This window comes from Bacillus sp. EKM208B (assembly GCF_011800725.1).
GTDB lineage: Bacteria > Bacillota > Bacilli > Bacillales > Bacillaceae > Bacillus > Bacillus velezensis.
This window is the reverse complement of sequence record NZ_JAANHO010000004.1, coordinates 254,665-275,302: the sequence shown is the minus strand read 5'-3', so window position 1 is coordinate 275,302 and position 20,638 is coordinate 254,665. Positions and strand designations below refer to the sequence as shown.

The 20,638-nt window shown below is 48.7% G+C and carries 19 protein-coding genes and 1 riboswitch; of the genes, 18 read left to right on the top strand and 1 reads right to left on the bottom strand.

The window, feature by feature from the left end:
* Positions 1 to 3: 3 nt before the first annotated feature.
* A riboswitch (SAM riboswitch) is annotated at positions 4 to 108 on the top strand.
* Between the two features lie 127 nt (positions 109 to 235).
* From G9F75_RS09315 to G9F75_RS09285, 7 genes are all read left to right on the top strand, one after another.
* Positions 236 to 937 (top strand): phosphoadenylyl-sulfate reductase, encoded by a 702-nt coding sequence (locus G9F75_RS09315; RefSeq protein WP_003154369.1) that lies wholly within the window; start codon positions 236 to 238, stop codon positions 935 to 937.
* Between the two features lie 12 nt (positions 938 to 949).
* On the top strand, positions 950 to 2,014 hold the full coding sequence (locus G9F75_RS09310; protein WP_012117522.1) for a sulfate permease: 1,065 nt from the start codon (positions 950 to 952) through the stop codon (positions 2,012 to 2,014).
* Between the two features lie 48 nt (positions 2,015 to 2,062).
* Positions 2,063 to 3,211, top strand: coding sequence for a sulfate adenylyltransferase (gene sat, locus G9F75_RS09305; protein WP_014417734.1), 1,149 nt, complete (start codon positions 2,063 to 2,065; stop codon positions 3,209 to 3,211).
* Positions 3,212 to 3,224: 13 nt separating this feature from the next.
* Positions 3,225 to 3,818 carry an adenylyl-sulfate kinase gene (gene cysC / locus G9F75_RS09300; protein ID WP_007611313.1) on the top strand — a complete coding sequence of 198 codons (594 nt, stop codon included), beginning with the start codon at positions 3,225 to 3,227 and terminating at the stop codon, positions 3,816 to 3,818.
* Positions 3,819 to 3,941: 123 nt separating this feature from the next.
* Complete coding sequence (gene cobA, locus G9F75_RS09295; RefSeq protein ID WP_007409740.1) at positions 3,942 to 4,715, top strand: uroporphyrinogen-III C-methyltransferase; 774 nt, start codon at positions 3,942 to 3,944, stop codon at positions 4,713 to 4,715.
* Positions 4,716 to 5,501, top strand: coding sequence for a sirohydrochlorin chelatase (locus G9F75_RS09290; protein ID WP_020955802.1), 786 nt, complete (start codon positions 4,716 to 4,718; stop codon positions 5,499 to 5,501). It begins immediately after the preceding gene.
* The gene (locus tag G9F75_RS09285) at positions 5,482 to 5,970 is read left to right on the top strand and encodes a precorrin-2 dehydrogenase/sirohydrochlorin ferrochelatase family protein (protein WP_021493707.1); all 489 of its coding nucleotides are present in this window, start codon (positions 5,482 to 5,484) and stop codon (positions 5,968 to 5,970) included. Before G9F75_RS09290 ends, G9F75_RS09285 begins: the two co-directional genes overlap by 20 nt.
* Positions 5,971 to 6,395: 425 nt before the next feature.
* Here G9F75_RS09285 and G9F75_RS09280 read toward each other — a convergent pair whose 3' ends face one another.
* Positions 6,396 to 8,102 carry an Rqc2 family fibronectin-binding protein gene (locus G9F75_RS09280; protein WP_167409065.1) on the bottom strand — a complete coding sequence of 569 codons (1,707 nt, stop codon included), beginning with the start codon at positions 8,100 to 8,102 and terminating at the stop codon, positions 6,396 to 6,398.
* Positions 8,103 to 8,221: 119 nt separating this feature from the next.
* Here G9F75_RS09280 and G9F75_RS09275 point away from each other — a divergent pair, with 119 nt between their 5' ends.
* From G9F75_RS09275 to rlmN, 11 genes are all read left to right on the top strand, one after another.
* Positions 8,222 to 10,894 carry a calcium-translocating P-type ATPase, SERCA-type gene (locus tag G9F75_RS09275; RefSeq protein ID WP_021493704.1) on the top strand — a complete coding sequence of 891 codons (2,673 nt, stop codon included), beginning with the start codon at positions 8,222 to 8,224 and terminating at the stop codon, positions 10,892 to 10,894.
* Positions 10,895 to 10,975: 81 nt separating this feature from the next.
* On the top strand, positions 10,976 to 11,851 hold the full coding sequence (locus G9F75_RS09270) for a YicC/YloC family endoribonuclease (protein WP_014417740.1): 876 nt from the start codon (positions 10,976 to 10,978) through the stop codon (positions 11,849 to 11,851).
* Between the two features lie 76 nt (positions 11,852 to 11,927).
* Positions 11,928 to 12,197: an extracellular matrix/biofilm regulator RemA gene (remA, locus tag G9F75_RS09265; protein WP_003154355.1), complete on the top strand. Its 270-nt coding sequence runs from the start codon at positions 11,928 to 11,930 to the stop codon at positions 12,195 to 12,197.
* Between the two features lie 7 nt (positions 12,198 to 12,204).
* Positions 12,205 to 12,819: a guanylate kinase gene (gmk, locus tag G9F75_RS09260; protein WP_003154347.1), complete on the top strand. Its 615-nt coding sequence runs from the start codon at positions 12,205 to 12,207 to the stop codon at positions 12,817 to 12,819.
* 3 nt (positions 12,820 to 12,822) lie between these two features.
* The gene (rpoZ, locus tag G9F75_RS09255; RefSeq protein WP_003154346.1) at positions 12,823 to 13,026 is read left to right on the top strand and encodes a DNA-directed RNA polymerase subunit omega; all 204 of its coding nucleotides are present in this window, start codon (positions 12,823 to 12,825) and stop codon (positions 13,024 to 13,026) included.
* Positions 13,027 to 13,116: 90 nt separating this feature from the next.
* The gene (coaBC, locus tag G9F75_RS09250; protein ID WP_003154345.1) at positions 13,117 to 14,337 is read left to right on the top strand and encodes a bifunctional phosphopantothenoylcysteine decarboxylase/phosphopantothenate--cysteine ligase CoaBC; all 1,221 of its coding nucleotides are present in this window, start codon (positions 13,117 to 13,119) and stop codon (positions 14,335 to 14,337) included.
* On the top strand, positions 14,334 to 16,745 hold the full coding sequence (gene priA, locus G9F75_RS09245; protein ID WP_167409064.1) for a primosomal protein N': 2,412 nt from the start codon (positions 14,334 to 14,336) through the stop codon (positions 16,743 to 16,745). The genes coaBC and priA overlap by 4 nt, the downstream gene beginning before the upstream one ends.
* A gap of 24 nt (positions 16,746 to 16,769) precedes the next feature.
* Entirely contained in the window at positions 16,770 to 17,252 is a 483-nt protein-coding gene (gene def / locus G9F75_RS09240) for a peptide deformylase (protein WP_167409063.1), read from the top strand.
* A 4-nt stretch (positions 17,253 to 17,256) separates the two neighbouring features.
* Positions 17,257 to 18,210, top strand: a complete 954-nt coding sequence (fmt, locus tag G9F75_RS09235; protein ID WP_017417760.1) for a methionyl-tRNA formyltransferase — start codon at positions 17,257 to 17,259, stop codon at positions 18,208 to 18,210.
* A complete protein-coding gene (rsmB, locus tag G9F75_RS09230; protein ID WP_003154341.1) occupies positions 18,197 to 19,540 on the top strand; it encodes a 16S rRNA (cytosine(967)-C(5))-methyltransferase RsmB in 1,344 nt (447 codons plus the stop codon). The genes fmt and rsmB overlap by 14 nt, the downstream gene beginning before the upstream one ends.
* Before the next feature lie 3 nt (positions 19,541 to 19,543).
* Positions 19,544 to 20,635 carry a dual-specificity RNA methyltransferase RlmN gene (gene rlmN / locus G9F75_RS09225; RefSeq protein WP_014417746.1) on the top strand — a complete coding sequence of 364 codons (1,092 nt, stop codon included), beginning with the start codon at positions 19,544 to 19,546 and terminating at the stop codon, positions 20,633 to 20,635.
* The last annotated feature ends 3 nt before the right edge of the window (positions 20,636 to 20,638 follow it).

The following is a 20,638-nucleotide window of genomic DNA, read 5'->3' as shown; positions in this document are numbered from 1 at the left end:
AAAAGCTTATCAAGAGCGGCTGAGGGACTGGACCGATGACGCCCGGCAACCTGCGTGTATTGCAAGGTGCCGCATCCAGAAAAATGCACAGCATTTTGAAGATAAGGGCTATACCGGGTCATTGTCTTTCATTCCGCTGGATTGAAAGTTTTTTATATGAAAAAAAGATTGAGGGATAAGACAACCGGCAGAAAACAACAGCTGTTTGATTGTCTCCGGGAGGAGGAAAGAAAAAATGCTAACGTATGACACATGGGAAGAGCCGGCGATTACATTTCCGGAAGACGATTCCTATAAAGGCGCGCTGTCCGTTTTAAAATGGGCATACGGCCACTACGGAGACCAGCTTGTTTACGCGTGCAGCTTCGGGATTGAAGGCATCGTCCTGATCGATTTAATTTCTAAAGTAAAGAAAGACGCGGAAATCGTGTTTCTTGATACGGGTCTTCACTTTAAAGAAACATATGAAACGATCGAAAAAGTGAAAGAGCGTTACCCGGGGCTGAACATTATCCTGAAAAAGCCAAGCCTTACTCTTGAGGAACAGGCCGAGGCTCACGGAGATAAACTGTGGGAAAGAGAACCGAACCAGTGCTGCTACATCAGAAAAATTCTGCCGTTAAGAGAAGCGCTCGCGGGGCATCCGGCATGGCTGTCCGGTCTTCGCCGGGATCAAGGGCCGAGCCGGGCGAATACGAATTTCCTGAATAAAGACGACAAGTTTCAATCGATTAAAGTATGCCCGCTGATCCATTGGACATGGAAAGACATCTGGAGATATACTTCCAAGCATGAGCTGGATTACAATATCCTCCACGATCAGGGGTATCCGAGCATCGGCTGTGAACCGTGCACTTCACCTGCATTTACCGCGGAAGATTTGCGGAGCGGCAGATGGAACGGCATGGCGAAAACAGAATGCGGACTGCATGAATAAAGGAGCTGCACGATGGAATTAGCCGCTATTTTATTCTGCCTGTTTTTTGCCATGAATATCGGAGCCAGCGGAGCCGCGGCTTCAATGGGAGTCGCTTACGGGTCCGGCGCCGTTAAAAAGAAAACGTATGCGCTGATCATCTGCGCGGCCGGAGTCCTGTCAGGGGCGGTTATCGGCGGCGGTGAAGTTGTTAAGACGATCAGCGGCGGAATCATTCCCGAACAAACCATTACGCTCACCATTGTCTGCATTATTATCGGATCGGCGGCGCTATCGTTATTCACGGCGAATGTGCTCGGCATTCCGCTGTCGACGAGTGAGGTCACTGTCGGGGCGATTGTCGGTGTCGGCGTCGCGTACAAAGTATTGTTTTTACAGCATCTTTTGGTCATCGTGAGTTTTTGGGTGCTTGTACCGTTTGTCGCGTTCTGTTTCACGTTTCTCGTCTCGAAGGTATTCAGTTCTCTGAATATTCGAGTCATTTCGAATCGGAAACAGAAGATTTTAGGGATTGTGCTGCTGATTGCGGGGTTTTGGGAAGCTTTTTCAGCCGGAATGAATAATGTCGCAAATGCAGTGGGCCCTCTGGTTGCTGCGGGCGTGCTCAGCGTGTCCAAAGGAACGCTGTACGGAGGCATCTTTGTCGCTCTCGGCGCTCTGCTTTTAGGACGTAAAGTGCTTGAAACCAACGGGAAAAAGATTACGAGATTTTCAGCCGGAGAAGGCATACTGCTTTCAGGAACCGGCGCGGGGCTTGTCATTATCAGTTCCGTCTTCGGTCTGCCGGTCCCATTGGCGCAAGTCACATCATCATCAATTATCGGTATCGGAATGGCCAAAAACGGGCCGAACGTTTTTCATAAAGAAGTCGTGAAAACGATGCTCAAAGTATGGGTCGTTTCGCCGTTTTTGTCACTATCGATTTCGTATCTGCTTGTCTCCCTGCTGTTAAAAGGAGATTACTATTCCATCTTTATGATGGCCAGCGTGCTTTTGGCAGCTGGCGGAGCCGCCAGTCTGATGAAAGCCATCCGAAAAGAGAAACGCTCTGTCCATGAACAAGGCGGGGGCATTTAACTATTAATCTGAGTTTATTTATCTGTTAACTGGGAGGAATCATGTATTATGAGTTTAGCACCGCACGGAGGAACATTAATTAACCGGGTGAATGAGCAGTATGATCTTACATCCGTCCAAAAAGAAATTGAGCTTGATTTGATTTCGTTCGCTGATTTAGAGCTGATCGGCATCGGGGGGTACAGCCCGATTGAAGGATTTTTCACAGAAAAAGATTACGTGTCAGTCGTTGAAAATATGCGTCTGGCATCCGGGGTTGTCTGGTCCTTGCCGATCACGCTTCCGGTCGATTCAGAAAAAGCGGCTGAGCTTGCCGTCGGCGACACGGTGAAACTGACTTACGGCGGAGAAACATATGGCGTCGTCGACATCGAAGATATTTATACGCCGGATAAACAAAAAGAAGCTGTTCACGTATATAAAACCGATGATGCCGCGCATCCGGGCGTGAAAAAATTATTTTCACGCGGCGATACGTATATCGGCGGGCCGATCACATTAGTTAAAAAAGCGTCAAAGCAGTTTCCCGAGTTTACATTTGAACCTGCCGATACAAGACGAAGCTTCGAAGAAAAGGGCTGGAAAACCATCGTCGGTTTCCAAACGAGAAATCCGGTTCACCGCGCCCACGAATATATCCAAAAAACCGCGCTTGAGACGGTTGACGGCCTGTTTTTGAACCCGCTCGTCGGTGAAACAAAATCAGATGACATTCCGGCGGATGTCAGAATGGAAAGCTACCAGGTGCTGCTCGATCATTATTATCCGAAAGACCGTGTTTTCCTCGGCGTATTTTTGGCGGCAATGCGGTATGCGGGGCCGAGAGAAGCCATTTTCCACGCGCTTGTCCGCAAAAACTACGGCTGCACGCATTTTATCGTCGGCCGCGATCATGCCGGCGTCGGTGATTACTACGGCACATATGAAGCGCAAGAGCTGTTTGATCAATTTACAGCGGATGAACTCGGGATTACACCGATGAAATTCGAGCACAGCTTCTTCTGCCGGAAATGCGGCAACATGGGAACGGCCAAAACATGCCCGCATGACAGAGAAGACCACGTCATTCTGTCAGGAACAAAGGTTAGAGAAATGCTGCGAAGCGGCGTCATGCCGCCGGCGGAATTCAGCCGTCCTGAAGTTGTCGAGGTGTTGATTAAAGGGCTGAAAACGAAAGAAGAAGCAGGCGTTTCTTAAGGAGGAAAATAGAGTGACAAATCGTGATATCGTGTGGCATGAAGCCTCAATAACGAAAGAAGAATACCAGCAGAAAAACAAGCATAAAAGCTCTATCCTCTGGCTGACGGGCTTAAGCGGTTCAGGGAAATCCACGATTGCAAACGCCGCAGCGCGCGAGCTGTTTGAACAAGGCTATCAAGTCATCGTGCTTGATGGTGATAACATCCGCCACGGCTTAAACAAGGACTTAGGTTTTTCCGATGATGACCGCAAGGAAAATATACGCCGAATCGGGGAAGTGGCGAAGCTTTTCGTTCAGCAGGGAACCATCGTCATCACGGCTTTTATTTCTCCGTTCCGTGAGGACAGAGATCAGGTGAGAGAGCTTGTGGCAGAGGGCGAATTTAATGAAATCTATGTGAAATGCGACCTCGATATATGTGAAAAACGCGATCCGAAAGGTTTATATAAAAAAGCAAGAAATGGTGAAATTCCGTTCTTTACGGGGATCGACTCACCGTATGAAGAGCCGAAAGCGCCTGAGCTCGTACTTGATTCAGGCAAATGTGAACGCGAAGAATGCACCGGAAGACTGGTTGACTTTGTGAAAAACAGCTTAGCATAATAGGTCCAAAAAGGCCGCGCAATCAGCCGGATATCCCCCTAATGGCGGGATATGGTAAAATAGCTGAAGTGCGGCCTCGCGGCTGTTCTGGGAAGATTTCAAAACGGATCGGGGAGACATGCTATGGGGAAAGTATTTATCGTTGGAGCCGGTCCGGGAGATCCGGACTTATTAACGGTGAAGGCAATGAAAGCCATACAGAAAGCGGATGTTATATTATATGACAGATTGGTAAGCAAAGAGATTTTACAGTATGCCGGAGAAGAAGCGGATCTGATTTACTGCGGCAAGCTCCCGGATTTTCACATTATGAAACAGGATACGATCAACCGTTTCCTTGTGAAGTATGCGAAAAAAGGAAAAACCGTTGTAAGGCTAAAGGGGGGCGACCCGTTTGTTTTCGGCCGCGGAGGCGAAGAAGCGGAGGCTCTCGCGCAAAACGCCATTCCGTTTGAGATCGTTCCCGGCATTACATCAGGAATCGCGGCTGCTGCTTATGCCGGCATTCCCGTGACGCACAGAGAGGCGAGCTCCAATGTCGCATTCGTTACGGGGCATTATAAACAAGAAGACGACTTTGAAGAAAAATGGAAAGCGCTGGCGACGGGCATTGATACGCTGGTGATTTATATGGGAATTAAAAATATCCGGCAGATTGAAAGAATGCTGCTGGAAAACGGCAGAGACGCCGGCACCCCGGCAGCCTTTATTCATTGGGGAACGACGGACAGGCAAAAAACAGTCGTCTGCACCGTCGGCACGCTTTCAGACACAGTGATAAAAGAAGAAATCAAAAACCCGAGCTTAATTGTTATCGGTGATGTCGTCAATTATCACTGCAAACTGGACTGGTATGCATCTGAACAGAAAAATCTGGATTTGAGCGAGGCGTTGTAAATGAAGCAGGCGATTTTATACATCGGGCACGGAAGCAGGCTGAAAAAAGCGCAGACAGAGTCGGCGGCGTTTTTAAAAGGGTGCATGCCGCACGCTGACGCTCCCATTCAGGAAATCTGTTTTTTAGAACTGCAGGAACCGTCTATTGAAGCGGGATTTGAAGCATGTGTCAGACAAGGCGCCACTCATATTGCGGCCGTGCCTTTGCTGCTGTTGACCGCTGCCCACGCAAAACATGACATTCCGGCTGAAATCGCCCGTGCGGCGGCCCTGCATCCCGATATAAAAGTGACATATGGTGTTCCGATCGGAGTGGACGATGAAGTCGTAAAAGCGGTGCATCATCGCATTGAAGATACCGGAGTGCCCATTGAGCAGGCGAAAGTGGTGCTGATCGGAAGAGGAAGCACAGATCCGGCAGTTAAAAACGCAGTCAGTGAGATTGCCGGAAAACTTGAGGCGATTACACCTGTTAAAGAAGTCATCCCTTGTTTTTTAACAGCATGTGACCCGCACTATAAAGAAGTGTTTGCCGGCCTTGAAGAGGATGACGGAGCACCCGTTTTTATCGTTCCATATCTTCTGTTTACCGGGCTTTTAATGACTGAGATTGAACGGGAAGTTCAAAAGCTTCAAACGATCAATCAAAATGTTCATCTCGCTTCATACTTAGGTTTTCACCCGCATATTAAGCAGGCGTTTTTGAACCGTGTGTCAGAAGCTGTTCGAAACCCCGGCGGTCAGTTTGATTTTAAGGGGGGACAGTATGCTGCCTCTGCACATTAATTTAAGCGGAAAAAGAATTATCATCGCGGGCGGAGGCAATGTTGCCTTAAGAAGGCTCAAAACGGTGCTTCCGGAAGGCGCGGATATTACTGTAATCAGTCCCGATGCCCTGCCTGAAATGAAACAGCTGGCGGATGAAGGACGTATCCGCTGGGTTTCCCGTAAAATTGAAATGAAGGATCTCGCGCCCGCTTTTTTCATCATTGCCGCGACAAATGACCGCAGCGTGAATCAGGAGATAGCCGCGAGCGCTTCTGAAACGCAGCTGGTCAATTGTGTAAGCGATGCTGAACAGGGCAGCGTGTATATGCCGAAGATCATCCGCAAAGGGCGCATTCAAGTATCCGTATCAACTAGCGGCGCAAGCCCGGCACATACGAAAAGACTGGCTGAGGACATAGAGCCTCTCATTACTGCTGATTTGGCTGAAGAAGTGGATCGATTATTTGAGAAAAGAAGAAGACCATAAAAAACACCTTGTCTGTCATCAGGCAGGGTATTTTTTATACTGTCCTGACAGTCCCCGAATGTGAACAATTCAAAACGAAAGCGGGCAGTTTGAACGGTATATGCCGACAAGCGGTCAGGATTGCGAAGTGATGCGGAATATGTATCTGATCCCGATGCCGCCTGGATTCCGCCCGCATACAAAGGAAAGGTCAGAGACCCGCCCGGATGTGTTCAGGCTCGGCGAGGGAAGGTGACAGTATCCGCCGCCAAATCAGGTGTGACCGTTTTAATCAGAGACGGCCCCGGCGGATCAGACATGACGGGAAACTGATCAGATACTGTAAAGATCGGTTCTGACGGCTGGGAGAGTTTCGTCTCCGTTTATAAGTAATAAAAAACACCTCCAAGCTGAGTGCGGGTTTCAGCTTGGAGGTGGAGGTGCGTTTATTTTTTCAGCCGTATGACAAGGTCGGCATCAGGTGTGACAAATACGGTGTGCTGGCTGTCATAGGTGACAAATCCGGGCTTTGCGCCGTTTGGCTTTTTCACGTGTCTGATTTTTGTATAATCAACGGGAACGGAGCCGGAATCTTTCGCCTTGGAAAAATAAGCGGCGATCGCAGCCGCCTCCAGTATGGATTGTTCATCCGGATCGCTGCTTTTAATCACAACGTGGGAACCGGGAATGTCTTTCGTGTGGAACCATAAATCATCCCTTGCGGCAGCTTTTGTCGTTAAGTACTCATTTTGTTTATTGTTTTTGCCGACAAGAATTGTCAATCCCCGTGAAGATTCATATTGCTCCAAAACAGGAACGTGCTGCTTCTGCTTTTTCTGTCCTCGCTGCTGTTTCGGTCGCAGATATTTGCCTTCCACAAGCTCTTCCCTTATTTCGTGAATATCCTTTGTGGAGGCGGAGGAGAGCTGCTGGATCAGCTGATCGAAATAAGCGATTTCCTCCTCGGCCAGACGGATCTGTTCTTTTACCACCTCGACGGAATTCTTCGCCTTTTGATACTTTGTAAAATACATCTGCGCGTTTTCTGACGGTGTTTTGTTCGGATTTAAAGGGATGGTCACCGTCTTACTTTCTTCATCATAATAATTGATGACTTCCGCTTCTTTGTCACCTTTTTTCAGCATATATAAATTCGCCGTCAGCAGTTCGCCGTATAGCTGGAATTCCTTCGCGTTCTCTGAGTAGTCGAGCGTCTTTTCCAGCTTTTTTATCTTATTGGCGTTCTTTTTCCGTTCATTTGCGACAAACCGCTCGAGATCCTGAGCCTGCTGTTTGACGCGGTCGCGTTCCGCTTTGCCGAAATAAAACCGGTCCAACAGCTCACTCAGAGAGTGAAAGGTGCGCTCCTCTCCGTTTACATGTGTGAGAGACAGGAGATAAAAGTATTCCTTTCCGCCGGCTGTCGTAATGTTCGGTGTAAACCTGTAATCTTTTACGGCATGGAACATTTCAATCAGCGTCTTCGGCAGCGTTATTTTGTTAGCGAGACCCGCTCTGTGAACGGCTTCTTTTGCAAACAGCGGAGAAACACCGGAGAAATGTCTGACGATCTGCTGGTCAAGACGTCCTTCCTGAAAACTGAGATAACGCAAAACGTCTTCTTCATCCGCGGCGAGCGGCGAAATTTTTTCCTGAGCGGGAGGAAGCTTGTAATCATAGCCCGGCAGAACGGTCCGGTAGCTGTTCATCGACGGAGATAAATGTTTCAGCCCGTCGATGATGGCTCCTTCTCCGTCGGTCAGAATAATATTGCTGTGCCGTCCCATAATTTCAACATACAGCATTCTGACGGTTTCGTCGCCGATTTCATTTCTGCTTTTTATGCGGAATATCATAATCCGGTCTAATCCGGCCTGTTCTATTTTCTCAATAAATCCGCCTTCTATATGCTTTCTGAGCAGCGTACAAAACATCGGCGGCTCGCTCGGATTTTCATAGGCCTGATTCGTCATGTGCACCCGTGAATAGCTCGGATGCGCCGATAATAATAATTTATGGTTTTTTCCGTTAGCGCGGATATGGAATATCACATCGTGCTTAAAAGGCTGATGGACTCTCGTGATCCGGCCTCCGGCAATCCGGCTGTTTAATTCATGTGTCATTCCGTATGTAAACATGCCATCAAAAGACATATAAAACACCCTTTCCTTCTTCCTGCATTCGATAATTATAGCATGAAAAGGGACGAGTCAGAATAAGCTTGTTTACAGAGTGACATCTCTAAAGCGAGGCAGGGGAGTGGACGAGAAGAATGAAGTTTCATGAAATGGGACAAACCGATTTGCTGAAAGCAACAAATACGTCCATTAAACAGGGGTTGACCGAAAAAGAGGTGAAAAAACGCCTTGAAAAGCACGGACCGAACGAGCTTCAGGAGGGCAAGAGGACACCGGCGATCGCCGTGTTTTTCGCCCAATTTAAAGATTTTATGGTGCTCGTGCTGCTGGCGGCAACCTTAATATCCGGGTTTTTAGGCGAATATGTAGATGCCGTAGCGATTATGGCGATTGTATTTGTCAATGGGGTTCTCGGTTTTTTTCAAGAGCGGCGGGCGGAAAAGTCTTTACACGCATTAAAAGAGCTGTCAACGCCGTATGTGTCAGCGTTGCGGGACGGGAGCTGGAAGAAAATTCAGTCCAAGGAGCTCGTTCCCGGCGATATCATGAAATTTTCAAGCGGCGACCGGATTGGCGCGGATGTGCGGATCGTTGAAGCGAAAAGCCTTGAAATTGAGGAATCGGCGCTGACCGGGGAATCAATTCCGGTGGTTAAACAAGCTGATAAACTGAGAAAGCCGGATGTTTCGTTAGGCGACATCAGCAATATGGCGTTTATGGGTACGATCGTAACGCGCGGCAGCGGTGTCGGCGTCGTCGTCGGTACAGGAATGAATACGGCAATGGGGAAAATCGCCGATATGCTGGAATCCGCCGGCAGCCTTTCAACACCGCTGCAGCGAAGGCTTGAAGAGCTCGGAAAAATTTTAATTATCGTCGCGCTCCTTTTAACGGTATTGGTCGTTGCAGTCGGCGTCTTACAGGGACATGAGCTTTACAGCATGTTTTTGGCCGGGGTGTCATTGGCCGTCGCCGCGATTCCGGAAGGGCTTCCCGCCATTGTTACGGTGGCATTATCAATCGGCGTCCAGCGCATGATCAAACAAAAATCAATTGTCAGAAAGCTCCCGGCGGTTGAAACATTGGGCTGCGCCTCTGTCATTTGTTCTGATAAAACCGGCACGCTGACACAAAACAAAATGACCGTCACCCATATGTGGTCAGGGGGAAAAACATTTAAAGTGTCAGGCATCGGCTATGAGCCGGAGGGAGTTTTCACCCGAGATGAGCGGGAAATCAAGCTGAAAGATGAGAAGATTCTTGAACAGATGCTGGTTTTCGGCGCGTTGTGCAACACATCCGAAATCGCACTGAAAGACGGCCATTATGTACTCGACGGCGATCCGACAGAAGGAGCGCTGCTGACGGCTGCAAGAAAGGGCGGCTATTCAAACGATTGGCTCAACGGGCAATACCGCGTGGTTGCCGAGTTTCCGTTTGACTCCGTCCGCAAAATGATGACCGTCATTGTAGAGGATAAGGAAAAAAAGCAGTTCGTCATCACTAAAGGAGCGCCCGATGTGCTGATTGACCGCTCGTCACATCTGATGTACGACGCAAGAAGCGCGCCATTTTCAGGAGAAAAGAAAGCAGAAACGGAAGCGGTTCTGAAAGAGCTGGCGTCGCAAGCTTTGCGTACGATCGCGATTGCTTATAAACCGCTTAAGCCCGGAGAAAAGCCGACAATGGAGCAGGCGGAAAAAAATCTGACGATGCTCGGCTTGTCAGGCATGATTGATCCGCCCCGTCCGGAGGTCAGACAGGCGATTAAAGAATGCCGTGAAGCCGGCATTAAAACGGTTATGATCACAGGGGATCACGTCGAAACGGCAAAGGCCATTGCAAAAGATTTGCGTCTTCTTCCGAAAAAGGGGCGTGTGATGGACGGCAAGACGCTGAATGAGCTTACGGAGAAAGAACTTATCGAAACGGTCGATGATGTCTACGTCTTCGCACGCGTGTCGCCTGAACATAAATTGAAAATCGTCAAAGCGTTCCAGGAAAACGGACACGTCGTCGCCATGACGGGAGACGGGGTTAATGACGCGCCGGCCATAAAGCAGGCAGATATCGGTGTTGCCATGGGCGTGACGGGAACCGATGTGGCAAAGGAAGCCTCTTCTCTCATTCTGGTAGATGATAACTTTGCTACGATTAAATCAGCCATAAAAGAGGGACGGAATATCTATGAAAATATAAGAAAATTCGTCCGGTATTTGCTCGCCTCCAACGTCGGTGAAATTTTAGTGATGCTGTTTGCGATGCTTCTCGCTCTGCCGCTGCCGCTCGTTCCGATTCAGATATTGTGGGTGAACTTAGTCACTGACGGGCTGCCGGCGATGGCCCTCGGTATGGATCAGCCGGAAGGAGATCTGATGAGGCGGAAGCCGCGGCATCCGAAAGAAGGAGTGTTTGCGCGAAAACTGGGCTGGAAAGTCGTATCAAGAGGGTTTTTAATCGGAGCCGCAACCATTTTAGCGTTTATCATCGTCTATCACCGCAATCCTGAAAATCTGCCCTACGCACAGACCGTTGCATTCGCGACTCTTGTCCTGGCTCAGCTTATACACGTGTTTGACTGCCGGAGCGAAACGTCTGTTTTCTCCCGGAATCCGTTTGAAAATATCTATCTGCTCGGCGCCATCATTTCTTCTATCTTCCTGATGGTCATCGTCATCTATTATCCGCCGCTGCAGCCGATTTTCAAAACAGTGCCGATTACGCCGGGCGATTGGATGCTGATTATCGGTATGTCGGGCATACCTACTTTTTTGCTGGCGGGTTCACTTTTGACAAGAAAAAAATAATTCCATATGATATAATCTTAGGGGTAATAGCATGTCTATTGCCCTTTTATTTTGATAACGGGAAAGAATTGGGTGTTTCATATGATACGGAGTATGACAGGCTTCGGCAGCGCAAGCAGCACAAAAGGCGATCTCTCGGCAACCGTTGAATTGAAATCCGTCAATTACCGGTTCAAAGAAGTGAACGCCCGCCTGCCACGGCCTTTGCTATATGTAGAGGATAAGCTGAAACAAACGATATTGCAGCATATACAGCGCGGAAGAGTAGAGCTGTTTCTCACTGTAAACAGTGACGCGCTCATAAAAAGAAGCCTGAACATCGATTGGGAGCTCCTTGATGAATATGTGAGCGCCGCACGCGTCATGAAAGAGCGCTACAGCCTGGCCGCAGAACCCGATGCAATGGATTTCTTTAAATTTGAACATATTGCGCAGATACACGAAGAACAGATGCGTGATGACAAGCTTGAAGAAGTCATCAGGGAAGCCGCTGAGCTGGCTGTAAAGGAACTTTGTGACATGAGGGAAAAAGAAGGACGGCTTTTGGCGGAAGACTGCTTTCTGCACATTGAGCGGCTTGAGACGCTGTCCGAACAGGTGAAAGAGCGCGCTTCGGCCGTTGTTATTCAATACCGCGAGCGTCTTTACGCCCGAATGAAGGAATGGACGGAGGACGCACTCGACGAAAGCAGGCTGATCACGGAATGCGCCATTTTCGCCGACCGTTCTGATATTACGGAAGAAATTACCAGATTGAAGAGCCATTTTGTTCAATTCCGTGATATATTAAAAGAAGGCGGGGCAGTCGGCCGCAAACTTGATTTCCTTGTTCAGGAGCTTAACCGGGAAGCGAACACGATCGGCTCAAAAGCCAATGATCATCAAATCACAAAGCTTGTCGTTGAAATGAAAAGTTCTATTGAAAAATTGAAGGAACAAGTGCAAAATATAGAATAGCGACTGTGCGTATTGTTTACAGACGGTCTCTTCAGGTTACACTAGAGACGTCTATTTTACAGGGGGAACGTAGAAGATGACGATTAAACTGATTAATATCGGATTTGGCAATATCATCTCCGCCAATCGGATGATTTCGATTGTCAGCCCGGAGTCTGCGCCAATAAAGCGAATGATCCAGGATGCAAGAGACCGCGGAATGCTAATAGACGCTACATACGGACGAAGAACCCGTGCAGTTGTCGTCATGGATAGTGATCACATTATCTTATCTGCCGTCCAGCCTGAGACAGTTGCACACAGACTTTCTGTGAAAGAAGAAATTATGGATGAAGGGCAGGGGTAATTGCCGCATGAAAGAAAGAGGGTTATTAATCGTTCTCTCAGGTCCCTCCGGAGTTGGAAAAGGAACGGTTCGGCAAGCAATATTTTCACAACAGGACACGAAATTTGAATACTCAATTTCAGTCACGACGAGAAACCCGAGAGAGGGCGAGGTCGACGGCGTCGATTATTTCTTTAAATCTAGAGATGAATTCGAACGCATGATTGAAAACAACAAACTGCTTGAGTGGGCGGAATATGTCGGCAACTATTACGGAACGCCCGTTGATTATGTCGAACAGACGCTTCAAGAAGGAAAAGACGTCTTCTTAGAGATTGAAGTGCAGGGCGCGCTCCAAGTGCGGAATGCATTTCCGGAAGGCCTGTTTATCTTCTTAGCGCCGCCGAGTCTTTCTGAACTGAAAAACAGAATCGTGACAAGAGGGACTGAAACCGACGATTTAATCGAAAACAGAATGAATGCCGCAAAAGCTGAAATCGAAATGATGGACGCGTATGATTATGTCGTTGAAAACGACGATATCCAAACGGCTTGCGATAAGATTAACGCAATCGTTCTCGCCGAGCACTTAAAACGTGAACGCGTCGCTCCGAGATATAAGAAAATGCTGGAGGTAGAATAACTTATGTTAGATCCGTCAATTGACTCTTTAATGAATAAATTAGATTCTAAATATACGCTGGTGACCGTGTCTGCAAGACGCGCGCGTGAAATGCAGATCAAAAAAGACCAGCAGATTGAACATACCATTTCTCACAAATATGTAGGCAAAGCTTTAGAAGAAATTGACGCGGGCCTGCTTTCGTTTGAAAGAGAAGACAGCGAATAACAAGCACACGTAGCAACCTATCTCTACATAGGTTGTTATTTTTTTCCGTTTGGGATTTGTCCAATGCTTTCATAAAGGGGAGAAGACTTCATGAAAAACCGAAACATTCTGCTATGCGTAAGCGGAGGAATTGCCGTTTATAAAGCTTCCGCACTCACGAGCAAGCTGGTTCAGGCCGGCGCAAACGTCAAAGTGATTATGACTGAGTCCGCGCGTGAGTTTGTTTCTCCGCTGACATTTCAGGCGCTGAGCCGGAATGAAGTGTATACAGATACATTTAATGAACAAAATCCGAAGGTGATTTCTCATATTGATGCCGCTGACTGGGCGGATTTAATTATTGTCGCGCCCGCTACGGCAAATATCATCGGCAAGCTTGCCAACGGAATTGCTGACGATATGCTCACAACGACGGTGCTGGCGGCTGAGGCCCCGGTCTGGGTGGCGCCTGCGATGAATGTCCATATGTATGATCATCCGGCGGTGAAACGGAATATCTCTGTGCTTTATCAGGACGGGGTCCGCTTTATCGAGCCGAGTGAAGGCTATTTGGCATGCGGATATGTCGGCAAAGGAAGGCTGGAGGAGCCGGAGCTTATTGTTGAGCGTGTCAGAGAGCATTTTAAGGAGCCTGAAGACGATGCGCCGCTGAAAGGAAAACATATTGTCATTACGGCCGGTCCGACGCGCGAAGCCGTGGACCCTGTCCGCTTCTTCACAAATAAATCCACCGGCAAAATGGGCTACGCCGCTGCTGAAGCCGCCGTCCGTCTCGGGGCGCGGGTGACGCTGATTTCAGGCCCGGTGTCAATAGAGCCGCCAGTCGGGCTGTATCAGTTTCTTCCTGTGCAATCGGCAGCCGATATGAGAGAAGCCGTGCTTTCTGTGTTTGATTCATGCGACATGGTGATTAAGACGGCGGCCGTGGCCGATTTTACGCCGGCGGCTGTTTCTGATCACAAAATGAAGAAGAAAGACGGTTCGCTCGTGATCGAATTCAACCGTACGGCAGACATACTGAAAGAACTCGGCGAACGGAAGACACACCAGCTGCTGGTCGGATTTGCGGCTGAAACGCAAGACGTCGAACGCTATGCGCGCAGAAAACTCGAACAGAAAAACCTTGATATGATCGTTGCGAATGATGTGAAAGCAGAAGGAGCCGGATTTGGCACGGATACGAATGTCGTCACCTTCTATTTCCGGGACGGAAGAAAACGGGAGCTTGCGCTTATGTCTAAACTTGACGTTTCCTTTGAAATGCTGAAGGAAATGACCGCTTTGAAAGCCGAGGACCGAAAACCGGTATGAATGTAGCAGAAGTCATTGTCGATGTCAGCTCCAAAAACATTGACAGACCCTTTGATTACAAAATTCCCGATCATTTAAAAGGGATGATCGAAGTCGGCATGCGGGTGATTGTCCCGTTTGGCCCGCGCAAGCTTCAAGGATTTGTGACCGGTTTGAAAGATTCGTCTGAATTAAACGGCGGCTCAATGAAGGAAGTCGAGAAGCTTCTTGATTTGACGCCCGTTCTGACTGAGGAACTGATGCAGCTGTCTTCATGGCTTTCTGACAAAACGCTGTCGTTTAAAATTACGGCGCTTCAGGCAATGCTGCCCGCCGCACTGAAGGCGAAGTACGAGAAAGAGCTGAAAGTCGTTGACGAAGAAGCGCTGACACCGGACATCAAACAGCTTTTCAGGAATCAAAAAAGTCTTCTGTACTCGGATATTACCGATGAAAGCATTCTTTCGTCACTTCAAAAATTCGTGCGCAAAGGAAGCATTGATATCACATATAAAGTCGCCCAAAAAACGAATAAAAAAATGATCCGCATGATCGAAGCGGGGGCAGACAAAGAAGAACTCGCCCGGCACGCAGGTTCATTGACAAAGCAGGCTTCTAAACAGCTCGCCGTGCTTACTTATTTTATCGGCGGGGGAGCAAAGATTTCCGCGGCCGAGCTTTGCAAAAAGACCGATTCCAGTTCCGCGACGCTGAAAACGCTTCTTAAAAAGGGGCTTCTTACGGAAAGCTTTGAGGAGGTTTACCGCGATCCTTATCAGGACAGAATGTTCAAAAAAACAGAGCCGCTCTCTCTTACAGAAGAGCAGCGGGCCGCTTTTGAGCCGATTAAACAAGCCGTAGCCGACCATGTCCATCACGTCTTTCTGCTTCACGGCGTCACGGGAAGCGGCAAGACGGAAATTTACCTGCAATCCATTGAAAAAGTGCTGGCAAAAGGACAAGAAGCTATCGTGCTCGTTCCGGAAATCTCGTTGACACCGCAAATGGTCAACCGTTTTAAAGGCCGCTTCGGCTCGCAGGTTGCGGTCATGCACAGCGGATTATCCACAGGTGAAAAATACGATGAATGGCGGAAGATTCAGCGCAAGGAAGTCCGGCTTGTCGTCGGAGCCAGATCGGCCATCTTTGCCCCGTTTGAAAATCTCGGCATGATCATTATTGATGAAGAGCACGAATCTTCCTATAAGCAGGAGGAAATGCCGCGGTATCATGCAAAGGACGTAGCCATCCGCCGGGCCGAGCATCACAGCTGTCCGGTCGTCCTCGGGAGCGCCACGCCGACATTGGAATCATTTGCGCGGGCGAAAAAAGGTGTTTATGAGCTGCTTCCGTTAAAACATCGCGTAAATCGCCAGCTCATGCCTGACGTTTCTCTCGTTGATATGAGAGAAGAACTGAGAAACGGCAACAGATCAATGTTTTCAAGAGAGCTGATGGAACAGCTGGAAGAGAAGCTTGCAAAAAAAGAGCAGGCCGTCCTTTTCCTGAATAAACGGGGGTATTCCTCGTTTGTGATGTGCCGGGACTGCGGTTATGTGCCGCAATGTCCGCATTGCGACATTTCAATGACTTATCACCGCTACGGACAAAGGCTGAAATGCCATTACTGCGGCCATGAGGAACCTGTCCCGGGAACATGCCCGGAATGCGGCAGCGAACATATCCGCTTTTTCGGCACGGGCACGCAGCGTGTGGAGGAGGAGCTTACCAAAGTGCTGCCTCAGGCGCGCGTGATCAGGATGGATGTGGACACCACTTCAAGAAAAGGCGCCCATGAAAAACTGTTGTCAGCGTTCGGTGAAGGGAAGGCGGATATCCTGCTCGGTACGCAAATGATCGCAAAAGGGCTTGATTTTCCGAACGTGACGCTCGTCGGAGTATTAAGCGCAGATACGACGCTTCACATCCCTGATTTCAGGGCTGCGGAGAAGACATTCCAGCTGCTGACGCAGGTAAGCGGACGGGCCGGGCGGCATGAAAAGCCGGGAACGGTGGTTATTCAAACGTATACACCGTCTCATTACAGCATTCAGCTGACGAAAACGCACGACTATGAAACTTTTTTTCAGCAGGAAATGGCGCACAGACGGGCCCAGTCATACCCGCCTTATTATTACGTGGCGCTGGTGACCGTTTCTCATGAAGAAGCGGCAAAAGCCGCGGTCACCGCAGAAAAGATTACAAACTATTTAAGAGCGGGATGCGGGCCTGATACGAAAATTCTCGGGCCGGCGGCTTCCCCGATCGCCAGGATCAAAGATAGATATCGCTATCAATGCGTGATAAAATACAGACAGGAAAACGAGTTGCAGATTCAGTTGAAAAAGATACTGGAGCACTATAAACGCGACATTGCGCAAAAGCATGTAATGATTTCAATCGATATGAATCCGTACATGCTGATGTAACATTAGTTTTTGGAGGGCAAAATTTTGGCTGTGAAAAAAATCGTCACACACCCGGCGGAGGTTCTGGAAACACCTGCCGATGAAGTGACAGTATTTGATAAAAAATTAAAAAAACTGCTTGACGATATGTACGATACGATGCTCGAAATGGATGGCGTCGGCCTCGCCGCGCCGCAAATCGGCATTTTAAAAAGAGCGGCCGTCGTGGACATCGGTGAAGAAAGCGGCCGGATCGACCTTGTAAATCCGGTTATTCTTGAAAAGATCGGTGAACAGACCGGAGTCGAGGGCTGCTTAAGCTTTCCCGGGGTTTACGGCGATGTCACCCGCCCGGATTACGTAAAGGTAAAAGCCCACGACCGTAAAGGAAAACCGTTTATTTTAGAAGCGGAGGGTTTTTTGGCCAGAGCCGTTCAGCATGAAATGGATCATTTAGACGGCATTTTATTCACATCAAAAATTACGGCTTACTACACTGAAGAAGAACTGGCAGAAATGGAAGGATGATTGGATGACAAGGATCGTTTTTATGGGAACGCCCGACTTTTCAGTTCCCGTCCTGCGCACGCTTATTGAAGACGGGTATGAAGTGGTTGGTGTCGTTACGCAGCCTGACCGCCCGAAAGGCAGAAAAAAAATCATGACGCCCCCTCCTGTAAAGGCTGAAGCTGAACGTCACGGCATTCCCGTGCTTCAACCCGAAAAAGTAAGGCTCGAAGAAGAAATAGAAAAAGTGCTCAGCCTGAAGCCGGACCTGATTGTTACGGCGGCATTCGGACAGATCCTGCCCAAGCAGCTGCTGGACGGCCCGAAATACGGCTGTATCAACGTACACGCGTCACTATTGCCTGAATTAAGAGGCGGAGCGCCGATACATTATTCGATTCTCCAAGGCAAGAAGAAAACGGGCGTGACGATCATGTATATGGTTGAAAAGCTTGATGCGGGCGATATGATTTCGAAAATCGAAGTGGAAATTGATGAAACGGATAACGTCGGCACGCTACACGACAAATTAAGCATAGCGGGGGCAAAGCTTTTGTCAGAGACCGTTCCGAACGTCATTTCCGGGAATATTAAACCGATCAAACAGGACGAATCAAAAGCGACTTACGCGCCTAACATTAAGCGTGAGCAGGAGCGGATTGATTGGGCAAAGCCCGGAGAAGAGATTTACAACCAGATCAGAGGTTTAAACCCTTGGCCTGTCGCCTATACAACTTTGAACGGTCAAAATATTAAAGTATGGGCTTCTGAAAAAGTTGCGGCAAAAACTGAAGCTGCGCCCGGAACAGTCATCCGCACGGAGCAAAACGGCATTGTCGTCGCATCAGGAAACAGCACCGCCCTTTTAATCACAGAGCTGCAGCCGGCGGGAAAAAAACGGATGAAGGGCGAAGATTTTGTAAGGGGCAAAAATGTGCAGCCCGGTGACGTGTTAGGAGAAGCAAATGAAAAAAATTAATGTCCGGGAGCTCGCCCTCGAAGCGCTTGAGAAGCTTGAGCAAAATCAGGCATACAGCAACCTGCTTCTTACATCGGTTATCAAAACGAATACGCTCAGCGATCAGGACAGAGGACTGCTGACAGAGCTTGTCTACGGAACGCTGCAAAATAAAATCGCCTTAGACTATATGCTGAAGCCTTTTATCCGCAAGCCGAATAAGGTGAAGCCGTGGGTGATTCAGCTGCTTCGTCTGTCCGCGTATCAAATGGAGTATTTAGAAAAAATTCCGGATCGCGCCGCCATCCATGAAGCGGTTGAAATCGCCAAAAAACGCGGGCATAAGGGCATTGCGTCCTTTGTCAACGGCATCCTCCGCTCCCTGCAGCGTGAGGGGGCGCCGTCATTCGCTGAAATTGAAGACCCGGTTCTCCGTCTTTCCACAGAGACAAGCCATCCCGAATGGCTCGTAAAAGAGTGGGTCGAGGCGTACGGCTTTGAGGCGGCTGAAAAGATCTGCCGGATTCATCTCATTCCGCCGAAGCAGACGCTCCGTGTCAATCACATAAAGAGCGACAGGGAAACGGTGCTGAATGAGATGGAGAATGCCGGTCTGGAAGCAGAAGCCGGAGACCTTTCTCCTGATGCGATTAAGCTTTTAAAAGGAAGCATCGCGAACACGGCATTTTTCCAAAACGGCCGGGTATCCATACAGGATGAAAGCTCAATGCTTGTCGCGCGGGCGCTGGACCCGAAGCCGGGCGAAACCGTTTTAGACGCATGCGCCGCACCGGGCGGAAAGTCGGCTCACATTGCGGAACTGATGGAGAACGAGGGGAGCCTCACATCGCTTGATCTTCACCGCCATAAAGTGAAGCTGATTAAAGAGGGCGCAGAACGGCTCGGACTTACGATCATCGACGCACAAACGATGGATGCGCGAAAAGCGGGAGAGGCCTTTGGCGCAGAACGGTTTGACCGTATTCTCGTTGATGCCCCTTGCTCAGGTTTCGGCGTCATCAGAAGAAAACCCGATATGAAATATACGAAGACGCCGGAGGACAGCAGACGGCTGTCAGAAATCCAGCTCGGCATTTTAAGGGAAATCGCCCCATTAGTAAAAAAAGGTGGCACACTCGTATACAGTACGTGTACAATGGACCGGACAGAAAATGAAGAAGTTATGCATGCGTTTATACAAGAACACCCTGAGTTTGAACCCGATTTGTCTCTTGAAAAGCGGCTGCCTGAAAAGGCGAGACCCTTTGTTCAGGATGGAAGCCTTCAAATTCTTCCGCATTATTTCGGAACAGACGGTTTCTTTATTAGCAGCATGAGAAAGAAGGGATAAAAAATGACACAATTAAAAAAGACAAGCGTACGGAAAGAGCTGCGGACTGAGCAGCCGTCCATTTACTCTTTTGAATTAGATGAAATCAAACAATGGCTGACTGAGAATGGCGAAAAGCCGTTCCGCGCGGCACAGATTTTTGAATGGCTCTATGAAAAGCGGGTTTCTTCATTTGATGAAATGACAAACCTCTCAAAAAGCCTGCGTGAAAAACTCGAGAGCCATTTTGTGCTGACAACGCTGAAAACGGCTGTAAAACAGACATCTCAAGACGGCACGATGAAATTTTTATTTGAGCTTCATGACGGTTATACGATCGAAACGGTTTTAATGAGACACGAGTATGGTAATTCTGTATGTGTAACGACACAGGTCGGCTGCCGGATCGGCTGCACATTTTGCGCGTCAACGCTCGGCGGTCTGAAACGGAATCTTGAAGCGGGAGAAATCGTCGCTCAAGTCGTGAAAGTGCAAAAGGCGCTTGATGAAACGGATGAACGCGTCAGCTCAGTCGTGATCATGGGAATCGGTGAACCTTTTGATAACTTTAACGAAATGCTCGCTTTCTTGAAAATCATTAACCACGATAAAGGGCTGAACATCGGAGCGCGTCATATCACAGTTTCCACCAGCGGAATCATTCCGAAGATTTACGATTTCGCCGATCAAAAAATGCAGATCAATTTCGCGATTTCTCTGCATGCTCCGAATACGGAAATCAGAAGCCGTCTGATGCCGATTAACAAAGCCTATAAGCTTCCTGACCTTATGGAGGCCGTCAAATATTACATCGAGAAAACAGGCAGACGGATCAGCTTTGAATACGGGCTGTTCGGCGGCGTAAATGATCAGGTCGAACATGCAGAAGAGCTTGCAGAACTGTTAAAAGACGTGAAATGCCATGTCAATTTAATTCCGGTAAACTATGTGCCTGAACGGGATTACGTCCGCACACCGAGAGATCAGATTTTCGCATTCGAAAAAACGTTAAAATCCCGCGGTGTAAATGTCACGATCAGAAGAGAGCAAGGCCATGACATTGACGCGGCCTGCGGTCAGCTTCGCGCGAAGGAGCGTCAAGACGAGACGAGGTGAAGA